The organism is Micrococcus sp. 63XJN7_8_ISO-PGPR-S23-253 (assembly GCF_056173425.1).
Genome location: NZ_CM149673.1, coordinates 1,063,169 through 1,079,946 on the forward strand (window position 1 = coordinate 1,063,169; position 16,778 = coordinate 1,079,946).

Consider the following 16,778-nt stretch of genomic DNA (forward strand, 5'->3'; position numbering starts at 1 on the left):
AGCCCGTCAACGGCCGGCGCGGCGGAGCCAGTCGCGGATCAGCGCCGCGCAGGCGGCCGGTCGCTCGTAGTGCAGCAGATGCCCGACGCCGTCGAGGACGTGCAGCTCCGCTGTGCCACCCGCGGCGTCGATCGCCGCGGCGAGCGCCTCCTGTGCCGGCACTGAGCCCAGCGGATCCTCCCGCCCCGCGACCAGCAGCACCGGCAGGCTGAGGCGGGCGGCGACGTCGGCCACGGAGCCCGTGCTCGAGGCGCGGTACGCCTCGGAGAGCATGCGCGCGGAGGCGAAGCCTGAGAAGTGGCACCGGTGCTGGTCATGGGTGTATGCAAGGACATCCCTGTCCCTGGTGCGGGTCATGGCGAGCGTGGTCACCCACACGACCGGCGGCGCGCCCAGCAGCAGCCGCGCCGAGCGCTCGGGCAGGCGGGCGGCGACCTCGTAGTACCCCTCGGCGACGGCCGCCAGCACCCGGCTCGTCACGGACGCGGACGCCTGCAGCGCGGGTTCGGCGATGGGGTTGAGCAGGACCAGCCGTCCCCACCGGGACGGCTCCCGGGCGACCAGCTCGGCCGCCACCGTCGTCCCGTAGGAGTGTGCGACCAGCACGGGGGCGGCCGGCAGCCCCAGGGCGGCGATGACGGCGGCCACCGCGTCCGCGTGATGGGCCACGGTGTGCTCGGCGTGGGGGAAGGGCTCCGAGGCCCCGAAGCCGGGCAGCTCGATCGAGTGGATCGGATGCTCCGGGAGCGCGTCGGCCAGCAGGGCAAGGCCGTGGTGGTCCCCGCGGAAGCCGTGCACGAACACGAGCGGCGCAGTGGCCGCGTCCCTCTTCAGCCCGGAGGGCGATCCCGGGGCGGCCTCCGGAACGGGGGCATACTCCCACACGGCCACGGACGACCGGGTCCCGCTGACGGGATCCGGGACGGTCAGGGTGCGCCGGCGGGGCGTCCGGGCCGGGTGGCCCGTGAGCACGCGGGGATCGGCGGGCGCCGCGGGCGGGCGCAGCAGATCGCGCAGGCGGACGGGCGGGCCCGGGGAGGCGGGCGGCGTCGGGACAGGCACGTCCCCACCCTAGCCAGGCCGGCCTGGAACCTCACCGACGTCACCCACGCCTCCCGCACACTGCTGCTGCACCTGAGGCCACGCCGCCCGGAGCCCGGCGACGCCTGGTCCTGGCCACGATGGCGCGCGGATGCCTACGGTGTTGCGGCCCGTCCTCGGCCCCGGGGCCCGGACGGGCGCGCCCCGCCCCCCACGAAAGGCCCCTGCGTGCAGCACCCCGTCGCCCTCAGATCCCTGAAGATCGCCCTCGCCTTCGTCGGTTTGCTCGTGGGCGCCGGCTTCGCCACCGGCGCCGAAGTCATCCAGTACTTCGTCGGCTTCGGCTGGATCGGCATCGTGGGCGCGGGACTGGCAGGCCTGCTCGTCACCGCCGGCGGCGCCGTCATCCTCCAGCTGGGCAGCGTGTTCCTCGCGGCCGACCACAAGGTCGTCTTCCGCAGCGTCTCGCACCCCGTGATGGCCCGGATCCTGGACGTCGTGGTGACGGTGACGCTTTTCGCGATCGGCGTCGTCATGCTCGCCGGGGCGGGCTCGACGCTCGCCCAGCAGTTCGGCTGGCCGACGTGGGCGGGCTCCACCCTGATGACCCTGCTCGTGCTCGTGACGGGCATGCTGGACGTGGAGAAGGTCTCCGCGATCATCTCCCTGATCACGCCCCTGGTGGTCGTCGCGGTCGTGGCCGGGTTCGTCCACGTCCTGGTCACCCGCGACGGCGGCTTCACCGCCCACGAGTCCCTCGCCGTCCAGGCCACCACGCCGGTGGACCCGTGGTGGCTGTCCTCGGTCAACTACTTCGGCCTCGTCGTCGTGATGGCCGTGTCCATGTGCCTCGTGATCGGCGGGTCCATCACCCACCCCCGGGAGGCGTTCCTCGGCGGCCTCACCGGTGGCCTGATGTACACCGCCCTGCTCCTGATGGCCTCCACGCTGCTCTACCTCGGCTACGCCGAGATCGGCCGCGCCGACGTCCCCATGCTGCGGCTGTTCGCCTCGATCGCGCCCTGGCTGGGCTGGGCGATGGTCGTGGTGATCTACCTGATGATCTTCAACACCGCGATCGGCATGTTCTACGCGCTGGGACGCCGCCTCACGGCCGACCGCCCGGGCCGCTACCGGCCCGTGTTCGCCGGCGTCACGCTGCTGGCCTTCGCGGTGAGCTTCGTCGGCTTCGGCGACCTGATGAACGTCGTCTACCCGGCGCTGGGCCACCTGGGGATCGTGCTCGCGCTCGTGCTCCTCGTCTGGTGGCTCACCCACCGCCGGCAGATCTCCGCCGAGTCGGGGCTGCGTCTGCGCCTGCTCGCGCTGCTCCGCCTGCGTGAGCATCCGGAGAAGACCTTCACGGCCCAGCACGCCGTGCAGCTGCAGGAAGCGGTCGGGGACTCCGTGGCGGCCCCGGACGCGGTGACGGAGGCCCTCGAGGACGAGGTCGCCCAGGTGCTCGAGGAGGACGACGCGCTCACCTCCGAAGGGGCGCGCCCCGGTCCCGACGCCGGGCCCGAGCGTCCGGCAGGCGGCAGCCACTCCGCCTGAACGCGCCTGCCCGGCCGGGCACGGCGTCTCGGAGCGGCCCTGCGGCCGGGCCGGGGCGCCGTCGCCGTAGGATGGGGTGGCCGGCCGTGCCGCCGGCCCCGTCCGCGCCGCCCGAGGGCCGGCGCCCCATCCCGACTGCGTGAGGACTCGAACCGCCGTGAGCCAGACCCCCGACAGCGCCGTGCCGGCCACCCCCAGCATCCCCGCCGACGCGGAGTACTCGTTCCGTGACGTGGAGGCCCGCTGGGCCGGGTACTGGGAGCAGGCCGGGACGTTCGCCCCGCGCGAGGACGGCTCCGAGACCCGCACCGTGGTCGACATGTTCCCGTACCCGTCGGGCGACCTGCACATGGGGCACGCCGAGGCGTTCGCGATGGGCGACGTCGTCGCGCGCCACTGGATGCAGCGCGGCTTCGACGTGCTGCATCCCATCGGCTGGGACTCCTTCGGCCTGCCGGCCGAGAACGCCGCCATCAAGCGCGACGCCCACCCGGCCGAGTGGACCTACGCGAACATCGAGACGCAGAAGCGCTCCTTCCAGCGGTACGGCATCGCCGTGGACTGGTCCCGTGAGCTGCACACCTCGGACCCCGAGTACTACCGGTGGACCCAGTGGCTGTTCCAGCAGCTGTACCGCAGGGGCCTGGCGTACCGGAAGGACTCCCCGGTCAACTGGTGCCCCCAGGACCAGACGGTGCTCGCCAACGAGCAGGTCGTGGACGGCCGCTGCGAGCGCTGCGGCACCGAGGTCACCAAGCGGACCCTGAACCAGTGGTACTTCCGCATCACCGAGTACGCGGACGCGCTGCTGGACGACATGGACCAGCTCACCGGCCACTGGCCCGAGCGCGTGCTCGCCATGCAGCGCAACTGGATCGGCCGCTCCGAGGGCGCCCACGTCGACTTCCAGGTCGAGGACGGCCCCGTCGTCACGGTCTTCACCACCCGGCCGGACACGCTGTACGGCGCGACCTTCATGGTGGTCGCCGCCGACGCCCCGCTGGCCGCCGAGCTCGCCGGCGACGACGTGCGGGCCGAACTCGAGGCGTACCGCGAGGACCTGAAGAAGGTCTCGGACATCGACCGCCAGGCCACGGACCGCCCGAAGAGCGGCGTGTTCCTGGGCCGCCACGCCCTGAACCCGCTGACCGGTGAGCGCCTGCCGATCTGGGCCTCGGACTACGTGCTGGCCGACTACGGCACGGGCGCCATCATGGCCGTGCCGGCCCACGACCAGCGGGACCTCGACTTCGCCCGCGCCATGGGCCTGCCCGTGCGCACCGTGCTGGACACCGGCGAGGAGGACCCGGCCGTCTCCGGCGTCGCGACGACCGGTGAGGGCATCCTGGTGAACTCCGGGGAGCTCGACGGCCTGGACAAGACCGCCGCCATCGCGCGGGCCATCGAGATCGTGCAGGAGCGCGGCACCGGCCGAGGCACCACCACGTACCGCCTGCGCGACTGGCTGCTCTCCCGTCAGCGCTTCTGGGGCACCCCGATCCCCGTGGTCCACTGCCCGGACTGCGGCGAGGTCCTCGTGCCGGAGGACCAGCTGCCGGTCACCCTGCCGACCGACCTCAAGGGCGAGCAGCTCGCCCCCAAGGGCCAGTCGCCCCTGGCCGCGGCGACGTCGTGGGTCGAGGTGGACTGCCCGCAGTGCGGCGGCCCCGCGCGACGGGACACCGACACCATGGACACGTTCGTGGACTCGTCCTGGTACATGCTCCGCTACGCGTCCCCGGACGACGACGCCCGCGTCTTCGACCCCGAGGCCCTGCGCCGCTGGCTGCCCGTGGACCAGTACGTGGGCGGCGTGGAGCACGCGATCCTGCACCTGCTGTACGCCCGCTTCTTCACCAAGGCCCTGCACGACCTCGGCCTGGTGCCCTTCACCGAGCCGTTCCGCGCCCTGCTCAACCAGGGCCAGGTGCTCAACGACGGCAAGGCCATGTCCAAGTCGCTGGGCAACGGCGTGGACCTGGGCGACCAGCTGGACCAGTTCGGCGTCGACGCCGTGCGCCTGACCATGGTGTTCGCCTCGCCGCCCGAGGACGACGTGGACTGGGCCGACGTCGCCCCGGGGGCGGCCGGCAAGTTCCTGGCCCGCGCGTGGCGCCTGGCCCGCGACGTCCGCGCGACGGGCACCCCGGCCGGCACGGACCCGGCGGGCGGGGCCGTGGCCCTGCGCCGGGTGACGCACCGGACCGTGCACGAGGCCCAGCAGCTGCTGGACGACGGCAAGTTCAACGTGGTCGTCGCCAAGACGATGGAGCTGGTCAACGCGGCCCGCAAGGAGATCGACGCCGGCGCCGGCGCGGCCGACCCCGCCGTCCGCGAGGCCGCCGAGGCCGTGGCCGTGCTGCTCTCCCTCGTGGCGCCGTACACGGCCGAGGACATGTGGGTCCTCCTGGGCCACGAGCCCTCCGTGGTCCGCGCCGGCTGGCCCGCGGTGGACGAGGCGCTGCTGGTCGAGGACACCGTCACGGCCGTCGTCCAGGTCAAGGGCAAGGTCCGCGACACCCTCGAGGTGCCCGCGGACATCACCGCCGAGGACCTCGAGGCGCGCGCCCGCGCGTCGCAGAAGGTGCGGAACTTCATCGGGGACGCCGAGATCGTCAAGGTGATCGTGCGCGAGCCCAAGCTCGTGAACCTGGTGATCCGCTGACCGCGTGAGACCGGCCCCGACCAGGCCGGGGGAGAGGAGGCAGGCCGTGGCGAGCATCGAGCAGTGGCGCGACGACGCGCTCGTCCGCCTGCGCTCCCGCCGCTCCCAGCTGGCCGGGCGGGCACGCTACGGGCTGCGCCCGCCCCGCCGGGACCGCACGGCCGTCGTCACGGACTCGGCCGCGGCCCTGCCCGGCGCCGTCCTCGGACACGGTCTGGCCGCGGGGATCCGCCAGGTGGCGCTGCCCGTCATGGTGGGCGAGCAGATCCACACGGAGGGCACGGACGAGCTCGCGCTGGAGCTGCCGCTGGCCCTGGCCGCCGGCACCCCGGTGCGCACCTCACGGCCCTCGCCGGGCGCGTTCCGGACGGCCTACGCCGAGCTGGCCCGCGCCGGCTACGCACGCATCCTCTCCGTCCACCTGTCCGGCGAGCTCTCCGGCACCGTGGAGGCCGCGCGCCTGGCCGCCGCGGACGCCGAGCGCCCGGTGACCGTGGTGGACTCGCGCACCGTGGGCTTCGCGCTGGGCATGGCCGTGGTGGACGCCGCCGTGGACGCGGGGGTGGGCATGCCCGTGGCCCGCATCCGCGAGCGGCTCGAGGCCACCGTGGACTCCAGCCATGTGCTGTTCACGGTGCCCAGCCTCGAGCAGCTGCGCCGGGGCGGGCGGATCAGCGGGCTGGCCTCGCTGCTGGGCACGCTGCTGCAGGTGCGCCCCGTCATGGCCGTCGACGACGGCGCGATCGGCCTGGTCGACCGCCCGCGGTCCGCGGCCCGGGCCGTCGACCGGCTCGTGGAGCTCGCGACCGAGCGGGCCGGCGGGGACCCGGTGCGGATCGCCGTGCACGAGTACGGCGACCCCGAGACGGCCGTGCAGCTCGCGGAGCGGCTCCAGCCGGTCTCCACCACCCCCGTGCCCGTCGTCGAGCTGCCCGCCGTGCTCGCCGCGCACCTGGGCCTGGGCGCCCTGGGTGTGGTGATCTGCCCGCTGGAATCGCCCACGGGGGGCTCGGGGGACTGAGGCCGCCCGTGCGGGAGCGCCGAGGAGACGGGCGCGTCCGTTCCTGCACACCGCCCCGGACCGCGGTGGTGATCCCCAGGCCGGGTGCGGGACGCGCCCGACTCGGCGACGGGGACGCAGACTGCCCGCATGAGCCCCAGCCACCGCCTCTGCGACGATCCGCCCGCCTTCGCCCCGGACCCCGCGCCCGCGGCCGTCCCCGACGTCGACACGGCCAGCCCGCACGCCGCGTCCCGGTGGGAGCGCACCCCGCCCCGGGGCCCGGTGCTGCGGTGGCGGCCGGCCCTGCTGGCCGTCACCGTGCTGCTCGTCGCCGCCACGGCCTGGTGGGCGGTGGCCTGGCTGACCACCCCGGCGCCGCCCGCGGCGATCCCGGCGGCCGCGGCCGGTGCGGGCATCCCGCAGACCGACGCGCCCTCCGCCGCCCCGTCGGCGGCGGGCACCGACGCGCGGACGCCGGAGGCGGGGCCGTCGGGGGAGACGTCCGGGTCCGCCGGGCCCACCCCGCTGCGGGTGCACGTGGTGGGCGAGGTCGCCCGGCCGGGTGTGGTCAGCCTCGCGCCGGGCTCCCGGGTGGCCGACGCCGTGCGCGCCGCCGGCGGCCCGACCCGGCACGCCCGGGCGGAGCGCATCAACCTCGCGGCCCCGTTGGACGACGGCCAACAGGTCCTCGTCCCCTCCGCCCACACACCGCAGGACGCCCTGGACCGGGTGGCCGGGGCCGCGCAGGCGCAGCCCACGCCGACCACGGGCAGGGCCGGTGCCACAGGCGAGCCGGGCGGCGCCGAGTCCGGCGACACCGTGGACCTGAACACCGCCGACGCCACGGAGCTGCAGACCCTGCCCGGCGTCGGCCCCGCCACGGCGGAGAAGATCATCGGCCACCGCGAGACGGTCGGCCCGTTCACCGGCCTGCAGGACCTGGACGCGGTGCCCGGCATCGGCCCGGCCACGCTCGACCGGCTGCGTGACCACGTCTCGTGGTGAGCCCGGCCCCGGGTCCGTCCAGCGATCCCGTGGACCGCCGCGCCCGCCGCCGCGAGGTGCCCGGCCCGCTCGACGCCCGGTGGGTGCCCGCCCTGCTCGCCTGCCTGACCCTCGGGATCCTCGGCGTCGGCTGGGACGCCCCGGCCCGCTCGGCGGCGGCCCTCACCGGGTTGGCCGTCGCCGCGGCCGCCGTCCTGGGCGCCGCCCGCTCGACCGGTCGGATACGGGGCGTGGCCACCGCGACGGCGCTGGCCGGCGTGGCCGCGGCCCTGATGCTGCAGCACTCGGCCGGGCCAGCCGCCGCGGCCGAGGGCAGCGGCTGGACCGGCGCGGTGCACGCCGGCTCACCGCTGCGGCTCGAGCTGACCCTGGACGGGCCCGCCACCCGGAGCGAGGCGGCCTTCGGCCCGCGCTGGAGCGTGCCCGTGCGGGTCGAGACGTTCGGAAACCCGCCGCGGGCCACCGAGGCGCCCGTGACCGCTCGGCTCACGGGCGCGGGCCCACCGCCCGAGACGATCGCCGCGCCGTCGGACGGGACGACGGCCCCCGACGGCGGGCCGGGATCGCGGGTGTGCGTCGTGGCCCGGCCGTCGAGGTCCGGTTCCACCGTGTTCCTGGCCGCCGCGTCCGCCCCGCAGCCGGGACCCTGCCCCAGCGGGACGCAGACGGCAGGCGGGGCCACCGGCGGTGACCCGGGCCCCCCGCGGCGGGAGGCGCTGCGCGCCGCGTTCCGTCAGTCCGCGGAGGGCACGGTCGGCGCTGCGCCGGAACTCATCCCGGGGCTGGTGCTGGGCGACCGCTCCGCCCAGGGGGCCGCCCTCGACGACGCCATGAAGGCCTCGGGCCTGTCGCACCTGTCTGCCGTGTCCGGGGCCAACGTGGCCATGATCCTCGGCGCGGTCGCGATCACCCTGCGCTGCGCGCGGGTGCACCGGGCGGTGGTCCTCAGCGCCGGGCTGGCGGTCCTCGGGGTGTTCGTGGTCGTGGTGGGGCCGGAGCCGTCCGTGCTCCGGGCGGCCGTGATGGGCGCTCTCGGCGCCCTCGCGGTGTTCTTCGGCCGCGCGAGGGAGGCGTTCGGACTCCTGACGGTGGGCGGCACGGCCCTGCTCGTCGCGGTGCCGGCCCTCGCCGTGGAACCGGCCTTCCACCTCTCCCTGGCGGCGACCGCGGGCATCGTCCTGGGCGGCGCGCCCCTCGACCGTGCGCTGCACGCCGGGCTCGGCCGGGTGCTGCCCGACGTCGTGGCGCGGTGGCTCTCGGCGTCGCTCGCGGTGACCGTGGCCGCCCACCTGGCCTGCCAGCCGATCATCCTGGCCATGACGGGCGAGGTGTCGGCCTACGCGGTGCCGGCCAATCTGCTGGCCGCCCCGGCCGTGCCGCCCGTGACCGTCCTGGGCACCCTCGCCGCGGCCCTCGCCCTGCCCGCGCCGGGGATCGCCGCCGCCCTCGTGGCCGTGATCCAGTGGCCCGCGGCCTGGATCGGGTGGGTCGCCCACACCAGCGCCTCGCTGCCCGGGGCGCTGCGTCCGTGGCCGGCCGGGGCCCTCGGCGCCGGGCTGGGCGTCCTGCTGGTGGCCGCGACGCTCCTCGGATTCGCCGCCGTGCTCCTGCTCGAACGACGCCGGGCCGCCCCGGTGCGGCGTGTCGGCCGCAGCGCGCCGCGGACCCGCGAGCGCCTCCCCGCCCTGGTCGTGCTCGCCGCCGCGCTGGCCGCGGCCACCACGGGGGCGGTCGGGGCGGTCCTCGTGCCGCGGGCCTCGGGCGCGGCCCCGCCGGACTGGGCCGTGGCGTTCTGCGACGTCGGCCAGGGGGACATGGCCGTGTTCCGGTCCGGCCCGCGCGCGGGGGTCGTCGTCGACGTCGGGCCCGAGCCGGGGCTCGCTCGTCGCTGCCTCGACGACCTCGAGGTCGACCGGGTGGACGCCGTGCTGCTCACCCACCTGCACGCCGACCACGCCGGGGGGCTGGCCGGCGTGGTGGACCGCGCCGCCCCCGGGGCGGTGCACTACGCGACCCGGGATGCACCGGCCCAGGGCAGGGGAGACCGCGGCGGGGAGGCGGAGGGCGTCGACCCGCCCGCCGACGCGGCACGGCTCCGCACCGGCGCGATGGGCACGGCCGGTCCGGTGCGGTGGCACGTGCTGCTCGCCGACGCGCGGGCCCCCGAGGAGAACGACGCCTCCGCCCAGGTGCTGGTCACCGTCGAGAGCGAGGCCGGTCCGGTCACGACGCTGATCACCGGCGACATGGAGGAGGACGCCTCCGCGGCATGGGTCGCGGGGCGCCGGTCCGATGCCGCCGCACCGCCGCGCGTGGACGTGCTCAAGGTCGCCCACCACGGCGCGCGCAACGGTGGAACGGCCGTGCCGCGCGCCGTCGGCGCCCGCCTGCACGTGGTCTCCGTGGGCGCCGACAACCCGTACGGACACCCCCACCGGGCCACGGTGGACGCGCTCGGCCGCCTCGGGCCGGTGGCCCGCACGGACCTGCACGGCACGCTGGCCCTCACGGCCGCGGACGGCCCCGACCCCGACGGCGCGCCCGAGATCACGGCCCACACCGTCCGCCCGCCCTCGAGCGTCCGCACCGGACCCTAGGATGGGACGCATGTCCGCCGCCCGCAGCCCCCGTTCCGGCCGAGCCGGCCGCACCGACCCGCTGGCCTGGCGGCGAGCCGAGCCCGCCCCGCTCATGCTCCTCAAGGGACCCGAGGACCATGCCGCCCGCTGGGTGACGGACCGCGTGACCCAGGCTCTGCGCGAGCGACACGGCCAGCTGGAGATCCACCGGCTCCGCGCGGGGGAGTACCAGCCCGGCCAGCTGGCCACCGCGGCCAGCCCGTCCCTCTTCGCCGAGCCCACCCTCATCACGGTCGAGGGCCTCGAGGCCATGAACGACGCGTTCCTCGAGGACGCCCTGCGTCTCGTCCAGCAGGGCCCGGGCGCGGAGGACGTCACGCTCGTGCTGCGCCACACCGGCGGCACCCGCGGCAAGAAGCTGCTGGACGCCGTCGCCCAGGCCGGCACGGTGGTCGAGTGCGTGCCGCTGAAGAAGGACGAGGAGCGGCTGGCCTTCGTGCAGGCCGAGTTCCGCGACCGGCGTCGGCGCATCGACGAGGAGGCGGCCCGCGCGCTCATCCGCGCCACCGGCGCCTCGCTCACGGAGCTCGCGGCCGCGTGCGCCCAGCTCGTCGACGACACCGAGGGCGTCGTCACCGTCGAGACCGTGGACACGTACTACAGCGGCCGCGTGGAGGCCACGAGCTTCGCGGTGGCCGACGCGGCGCTCGAGGGGCAGGCGGCGAGGGCCGTCTCCCTCGTGCGGCACGCGATGGCCACCGGCGTCCACCCGGTGATGATCACCGCGGCGCTCGCCCTCAAGGCGCGGCAGGTGGCGCGGATGATCGACGCCCGCCGGCCCGCCGCCGAGCTGCCGTCCCTGCTCGGGGTGGCCCCGTTCCAGGTGCGCTACATCCAGCAGGCGGCGCGGCACTGGACGGCGGCCGGCATCGCGCAGGCCGTGGAGTGGATCGCCCAGGCCGACGCCGAGGCCAAGGGCGCCTCCCGCAACCCGGAGTTCGCCGTCGAGCGCGCGGTCATCCGCGTGGCCACCGCCGTCAGCCGCTGACGGCGCCGCCGGACGGCACGCGACGGGGGCAGCCCGGACACGACGCGGCCCCCGCACCGATCGCTCGGGGCGGGGGCCGCGGTCACAGCCGGGGCGCGTGGATCAGCCGAGGAGGGCCTTCACGCGGGCGGCGATGCCGGACTTGCGGTTCGCGGCCTGGTTCTTGTGGATGACGCCCTTCGAAGCGGCCTTGTCCAGCTTGCGGGAGGCGGTGCGCAGCGCGGCGGCGGCGGCCTCGGCCTCGCCGGCGGCGACGGCCTTGTCCACGGCGCGGATGGCGGTCTTCAGCTCGGACTTCACCGCGACGTTGCGCTGGCGCGCCTTCTCGTTGGTGAGGATGCGCTTCTTCTGGGACTTGATGTTAGCCAAATCGGGTCCTTCGTCGTCGGCGGCGCGGACGAGGGTCCGGGCGCCGCATGAACAGGGGGTCGTGGAGGGTGCCCGGATCCGTGGACTGAGCGGCGTGGGGAACACCGATGATGACCCGTTCCGGGGGTGCCCGTCGACCGGCGGACACAATGCGGACGATCCTACCACCCAGACCCTGCGATCCGCGCGGCGGACTCAGCGCCCCCGCCGCCGGGCGCGGGCCAGCGCGGCCGTGACCCCGTCGAACGCCGCCCGGTCCAGGACGCCGCCCTCCCGGCGCACCGCGGCCGGATCCACGCGGACCACCCGGTCCAGCTTCGCCTCCGAGGCGCGGCCGGACCGGTCCCAGGCGCCCGAGCCCACGTCGACGTAGTCCTCGTCCCGGGCCAGCGCGTTGTTCCGGTCCCGGCTGGTCAGCATGAGTCCGAGCAGGTGCGCCCCGTCCCGGCCGATCAGGAGCACGGGGCGGTCCTTGCCCCGGCCGTCCATCTCCTCGTACGGCACCCAGGTCCACACGACCTCGCCCGGCCCGGCCGTCGGCCCGGGCACGGGCGCGTACTCGACGCGGACGGGCCCGGTGAAGTCCGGCAGGGACACGTGGCGGCCGGCGTCCTGTCGCCGGGGCCGGCGCTCCTGCCCGGGCCCGGGCATCGGCCACGAGTCGGTGGGCTCCGTGGGGTCCCACGCGGGCCCGGCAGGCCCGGGCGGGCCCGGGAAGGGCGACGGGCCGCTCCGGTCGCCGGCCCGTCGACCTTCCTCGGAGGCGGCCCGACGCGGCCGGGCGTCGCCGCGGAGGGCGCCGATCAGGCGTGCCGTCCGGCGGCCGAGGGACAGGGCGCGATGCAGGTCGAAGGCCATGGGCGTGAATCTAGTGGACGCGCGGGCCCGGCGTCCGGGTCGGGTCGGCGGCGGGACATGAGAGACTAGGCGGTCAGAGTCCCGTCCCCGTCACCCGTAGAGGAAGTGCCCGTGTCGCCCCTGGCGTCGAACCCCCCGGTGCCCGCTGCCACCGACCCCTCGGTGATCCGCAACTTCTGCATCATCGCCCACATCGACCACGGCAAGTCCACGCTGGCGGACCGCATGCTGCAGTCCACCGGCGTCGTGCAGCCCCGCGACATGAAGGCCCAGTACCTGGACCGCATGGACATCGAGCGTGAGCGCGGCATCACCATCAAGTCCCAGGCCGTGCGCATGCCCTGGTCCGTGGACGGGGTGGACCACGCCCTGAACATGATCGACACCCCCGGGCACGTGGACTTCACCTACGAGGTCTCCCGCTCGCTGGCCGCGTGCGAGGGGGCGATCCTGCTGGTGGACGCCGCCCAGGGAATCGAGGCCCAGACCCTGGCGAACCTCTACCTCGCCATGGAGCACGAGCTGGAGATCATCCCCGTGCTCAACAAGATCGACCTGCCCGCCGCGGATCCGGACCGCTACGCGGCCGAGCTGGCCTCCCTGATCGGCTGCGAGCCCGAAAACGTGCTGCGCGTGTCCGGCAAGACGGGCGTCGGCGTCGAGGAGCTGCTGGACCGCGTGGTCCGCGCCGTCCCCAGCCCGGAGGGCGACGCGGACGCCCCGGCCCGCGCGATGATCTTCGACTCCGTGTACGACACCTACCGGGGCGTCGTCACGTACGTGCGCGTCGTGGACGGCCGGCTCTCCCCGCGGGAGAAGGTCCGCATGATGTCCACGGGCACCACCTACGAGCTCCTCGAGATCGGCGTCTCCTCCCCGGAGCCCGTGCCCACGAAGGGCCTGGCCGCGGGCGAGGTGGGCTACCTCATCACCGGCGTGAAGGACGTGCGGCAGTCCAAGGTGGGCGACACGGTCACCAACCACGCCCACCCGGCCGAGCAGTCCCTGGGTGGCTACGAGGACCCCAAGCCCATGGTGTTCTCAGGCCTCTACCCCATCGACGGCTCGGACTATCCCGTGCTGCGTGACGCCCTGGACAAGCTCAAGCTCAACGACGCCGCGCTCGTCTACGAGCCCGAGACCTCGGTCGCGCTGGGCTTCGGCTTCCGCGTCGGCTTCCTCGGTCTGCTGCATCTGGAGATCGTGCGCGAGCGCCTCGAGCGCGAGTTCGACCTCGACCTCATCTCCACCGCGCCCAACGTGGTCTACGAGGTCACCCGGGAGGACCGTGAGGTCGTCACCGTGACCAACCCCTCCGAGTTCCCCGAGGGCAAGATCCTCGAGGTGCGCGAGCCCATGGCCTCGGCCACGATCATCGTGCCGGCCGAGTTCATCGGCGCCGTCATGGAGCTGTGCCAGGCCAAGCGCGGCAACCTCAAGGGCATGGACTACCTCTCCGAGGAACGGGTGGAGATCCGCTACTGGATCCCGCTGGCCGAGATCGTGTTCGACTTCTTCGACCAGCTCAAGTCCCGCACCAAGGGGTACGCCTCGCTGGACTGGAAGGCCGACGGCGACCAGGCGGCCGACCTCGTCAAGGTGGACATCCTGCTCCAGGGCGAACAGGTGGACGCGTTCTCCTCCATCACCCACAAGGACAACGCCTATGCGTACGGCGTGATGATGACGGGCAAGCTCAAGGAGCTGATCCCGCGCCAGCAGTACGAGGTGCCGATCCAGGCCGCCATCGGCTCGCGCATCATCGCCCGCGAGAACATCCGCGCGATCCGCAAGGACGTGCTCTCCAAGTGCTACGGCGGCGACATCTCCCGCAAGCGCAAGCTGCTCGAGAAGCAGAAGGAGGGCAAGAAGCGCATGAAGATGGTCGGCCGGGTCGAGGTCCCGCAGGAGGCCTTCATCGCCGCCCTGTCCTCGGACGGCGCCGGCGCCGACCAGGCGGCGAAGAAGTAAGTGCCCGCCCTGCCCCTCGGCGAGCCCGTCCCCGACGACGGCCGGCTGCCGGCCGACGTCGGGCAGCGGGTGCGCGCGGCCGCCGGCGACGGCGCGGCGCGCACCTTCAGCCTGTACGTCCACGTGCCGTTCTGCACCGTGCGCTGCGGCTACTGCGACTTCAACACGTACACGGCCGTCGACCTCGGCCCCGGCGCGGGTCGTGGCGACTACTGGGAGTCGGCGGTCACGGAGCTGGACTTCGCCGCGGACGTGCTCGCGTCCTCGGACGTGCCCGCCCGCCCGCTGCACACGGTGTTCTTCGGCGGCGGCACGCCCACGCTCCTGCCGGCCGCGGACCTCGTGCGCATCCTCCAGGCGGCGGTGGACCGGTTCGGGATCGCGCCCGGCGCGGAGGTCACCACCGAGGCCAACCCGGACACCATCACCCCGGAGTACGCCCGTGAGCTCGCGGCCGGCGGCTTCACCCGCCTCTCCCTGGGCATGCAGTCCGCGGTGCCGCACGTGCTCGCCACGCTCGAGCGCACCCATCGGCCCGAGTCCGTCCCCGCCGCCGTCGCCGCGGCCCGGGAGGCCGGCCTGGAGGTGTCCCTGGACCTGATCTACGGGACCGCGGGAGAGTCCCTCGCCGACTGGCGGGCCACGCTCGAGGCCGCCGTCGCCCTGGCCCCGGACCACGTGAGCGCGTACTCGCTGATCGTGGAGGAGGGCACCAAGCTCGGGGCCCAGGTGGCCCGCGGCGAGGTGGCGGACGTGGACCCCGACGACCAGGCGGACAAGTACCTGCTCGCCGAGGAGCTGCTCAGCGCCGCCGGCTACCGCTGGTACGAGGTGTCCAACTGGGCGCGGGACCCGCAGGGGTCCGGGGTCCACCGCGCGCGGCACAACGTGGCGTACTGGGAGGACCAGGACTGGTGGGGGATCGGCCCGGGCGCGCACTCGCACCTCGCCGGCGTCCGGTTCTGGAACGCCAAGCACCCCGCCGCCTACGCGCAGCGGCTGGCCACGGGGGTCACCCCCGCCGTGGGCCGCGAGCGGCCCGACGCCGACGCGCGGCGACTCGAGCGCATCATGCTCGCGGTGCGCACGGTGGACGGGCTCCCGACCGCGGAGCTCGTCTCGGAGACGCCGGGGGAGGCCGCACGGATCCGCGGGGCGATCGCCGAACTCATCGCCGCGGGCCTGCTGGACGGGCGTGCCGCCGTCAACGGCAGCATCGTCCCGACGCTCGAGGGGCGGCTGCGCAACGACGCGATCGTCCGGGCTCTGGCCGGCTTCTGACCGACCGGCCCCGGGTCAGCGCAGGATGCGCAGGTTGAACGGGTACCGGAACGGACGGCCCTTGGACACGTGCGAGGCGCCCATCACGCCGTAGACCGCCATGGCGGCCCACGTGAGCGCGCCGAGGATCGCGAAGATCGGGCCGACCACCGGCAGCAGGGACAGGAAGAAGAACAGGAGCGTGATGAGCGTGGGCGGCCCGGAGAAGTTCAGGGCCTCCCGCGACTCCTGCGAGGTGAACGGGCCGCGGTCGCGGTAGAGCAGCCACACGACCAGGGGGCCGAGCACGCCGAACGCCAAACTGAGGTGGGCCAGCGCCGCGCGGTCACGGTCCTGCTTCGCCGTGAGCGGGGCGCCGCGGCCGCCGGCCGAGACGAGCCAGGCGGGCGGGCCGTGGCCGGTGCGGCCGGCGTCGGGCTGCGCGCGGGTGTTCACGAGGGGCTCCTCCTGGATCGCGGGACCCGCGCGCCGGGGACCGGGCGCAGGGCATGGGCCAGCATAGCGCGGGCGGGCGGTGGCCGCGCCGAGATCAGTGCTCGGGTGCGGCGGTGAGGAAGTCGATGAGCTCCTCCACGCGGCCCAGCAGGGACGGCTCGAGGTCCGCGTACGTGGTGACGTGGGAGAGCAGCCGCTTCCACCCCAGCCCCGTGGCCTCCTTGCTCCCGTGCGGCCAGCCCAGTCCCCGCAGGATCCCCGTCTTCCAGTCCTGCCCCTTCGGCACGACGGGCCACGCGGGGATGCCGAGGACGGAGGGCTTGATGACCTGCCAGACGTCCACGTAGGGGTGGCCGAGGATGAGCACGTTGCCCGCGGCCCCTGGCACGCGCATGGCCTCGGCCGCGAGGCGCTCCTCCTTGGACCCGGTGACGAGGTGGTCCACGAGGATCCCGAGCCGGCGCCGCGGGCCGGGGGCGAACGTGCGGATCGCCCCGGCGAGGTCGTCCACCCCGTGCAGGGGCTCCACGACGATGCCCTCGAGACGCAGATCCTCGCCCCACACCTTCTCCACCAGCTCGGCGTCGTGCACGCCCTCCACCCAGATGCGTGAGGCGCGGGCGGTGCGGGCGCGCGCCCCCTCGACCCGTCGCGAGCCGGAGGCGGTGCGGGCCGGCGCCGCCGGGGCCGCGGCGGCCGGGGGGACCAGGGTCACGGGCTCGCCGTCGATCCAGAAGCCGCCGCCGAGGGGGAAGCCGCGGCGCACGCCGCGGCGGTCCTCCAGGACCACCACGTGCACGCCGCCGGAGCGCTCGATGCCGATCACGGCCCCGGTGAACCCGGAGGCCACGTCCTCGACCACCGTGCCGGGGGCGGCGGGCACATCGGGGACGGTCCGGGTGGGGCGGCGCGTCAGGTCGTCGTGGCCCGCGGGGCCCCAGCTGCTCCAGTCCATGGGAGATCACGGTA

General features: G+C 75.1%; 13 protein-coding genes. 8 read left to right on the plus strand and 5 right to left on the minus strand.

The genetic code is table 11. The features are described 5' to 3' along the window. Positions 1-6 precede the first annotated feature (6 nt). Positions 7-1,062, minus strand: coding sequence for an alpha/beta fold hydrolase (locus tag AC0VX4_RS04900; RefSeq protein ID WP_144823971.1), 1,056 nt, complete (start codon positions 1,060-1,062; stop codon positions 7-9). A 207-nt stretch (positions 1,063-1,269) separates the two neighbouring features. Here AC0VX4_RS04900 and AC0VX4_RS04905 point away from each other — a divergent pair, with 207 nt between their 5' ends. From AC0VX4_RS04905 to holA, 6 genes are all read left to right on the plus strand, one after another. After that, positions 1,270-2,595, plus strand: coding sequence for a YkvI family membrane protein (locus AC0VX4_RS04905; RefSeq protein WP_144823972.1), 1,326 nt, complete (start codon positions 1,270-1,272; stop codon positions 2,593-2,595). A 157-nt stretch (positions 2,596-2,752) separates the two neighbouring features. Beyond that, on the plus strand, positions 2,753-5,260 hold the full coding sequence (gene leuS / locus AC0VX4_RS04910) for a leucine--tRNA ligase (protein ID WP_041103717.1): 2,508 nt from the start codon (positions 2,753-2,755) through the stop codon (positions 5,258-5,260). Positions 5,261-5,306: 46 nt separating this feature from the next. Further along, on the plus strand, positions 5,307-6,281 hold the full coding sequence (locus AC0VX4_RS04915) for a DegV family protein (RefSeq protein ID WP_144823974.1): 975 nt from the start codon (positions 5,307-5,309) through the stop codon (positions 6,279-6,281). A 129-nt stretch (positions 6,282-6,410) separates the two neighbouring features. Further along, positions 6,411-7,268, plus strand: a complete 858-nt coding sequence (locus AC0VX4_RS04920) for a ComEA family DNA-binding protein (RefSeq protein WP_144823975.1) — start codon at positions 6,411-6,413, stop codon at positions 7,266-7,268. Then, positions 7,265-9,865 carry a ComEC/Rec2 family competence protein gene (locus tag AC0VX4_RS04925; RefSeq protein ID WP_260840766.1) on the plus strand — a complete coding sequence of 867 codons (2,601 nt, stop codon included), beginning with the start codon at positions 7,265-7,267 and terminating at the stop codon, positions 9,863-9,865. The genes AC0VX4_RS04920 and AC0VX4_RS04925 overlap by 4 nt, the downstream gene beginning before the upstream one ends. A gap of 10 nt (positions 9,866-9,875) precedes the next feature. After that, entirely contained in the window at positions 9,876-10,895 is a 1,020-nt protein-coding gene (gene holA, locus AC0VX4_RS04930) for a DNA polymerase III subunit delta (protein WP_002854701.1), read from the plus strand. A gap of 102 nt (positions 10,896-10,997) precedes the next feature. Here holA and rpsT read toward each other — a convergent pair whose 3' ends face one another. Both rpsT and AC0VX4_RS04940 read right to left on the minus strand, forming a co-directional pair. Then, entirely contained in the window at positions 10,998-11,264 is a 267-nt protein-coding gene (gene rpsT / locus AC0VX4_RS04935) for a 30S ribosomal protein S20 (RefSeq protein ID WP_002854699.1), read from the minus strand. Between the two features lie 195 nt (positions 11,265-11,459). Further along, complete coding sequence (locus AC0VX4_RS04940; RefSeq protein WP_144823978.1) at positions 11,460-12,122, minus strand: type II toxin-antitoxin system PemK/MazF family toxin; 663 nt, start codon at positions 12,120-12,122, stop codon at positions 11,460-11,462. Positions 12,123-12,233: 111 nt separating this feature from the next. Between AC0VX4_RS04940 and lepA the strand changes: the two genes are divergently transcribed. Beyond that, complete coding sequence (gene lepA / locus AC0VX4_RS04945) at positions 12,234-14,093, plus strand: translation elongation factor 4 (protein ID WP_144823979.1); 1,860 nt, start codon at positions 12,234-12,236, stop codon at positions 14,091-14,093. Then, complete coding sequence (gene hemW / locus AC0VX4_RS04950) at positions 14,094-15,374, plus strand: radical SAM family heme chaperone HemW (RefSeq protein ID WP_002854684.1); 1,281 nt, start codon at positions 14,094-14,096, stop codon at positions 15,372-15,374. 15 nt (positions 15,375-15,389) lie between these two features. Here the strand turns inward: hemW and AC0VX4_RS04955 are convergent, their stop codons facing one another. Both AC0VX4_RS04955 and AC0VX4_RS04960 read right to left on the minus strand, forming a co-directional pair. Beyond that, positions 15,390-15,809 (minus strand): DUF4870 domain-containing protein, encoded by a 420-nt coding sequence (locus AC0VX4_RS04955; RefSeq protein WP_002854682.1) that lies wholly within the window; start codon positions 15,807-15,809, stop codon positions 15,390-15,392. Positions 15,810-15,903: 94 nt separating this feature from the next. After that, positions 15,904-16,764: a DUF3097 family protein gene (locus AC0VX4_RS04960; RefSeq protein WP_126859983.1), complete on the minus strand. Its 861-nt coding sequence runs from the start codon at positions 16,762-16,764 to the stop codon at positions 15,904-15,906. Positions 16,765-16,778 lie beyond the last annotated feature (14 nt).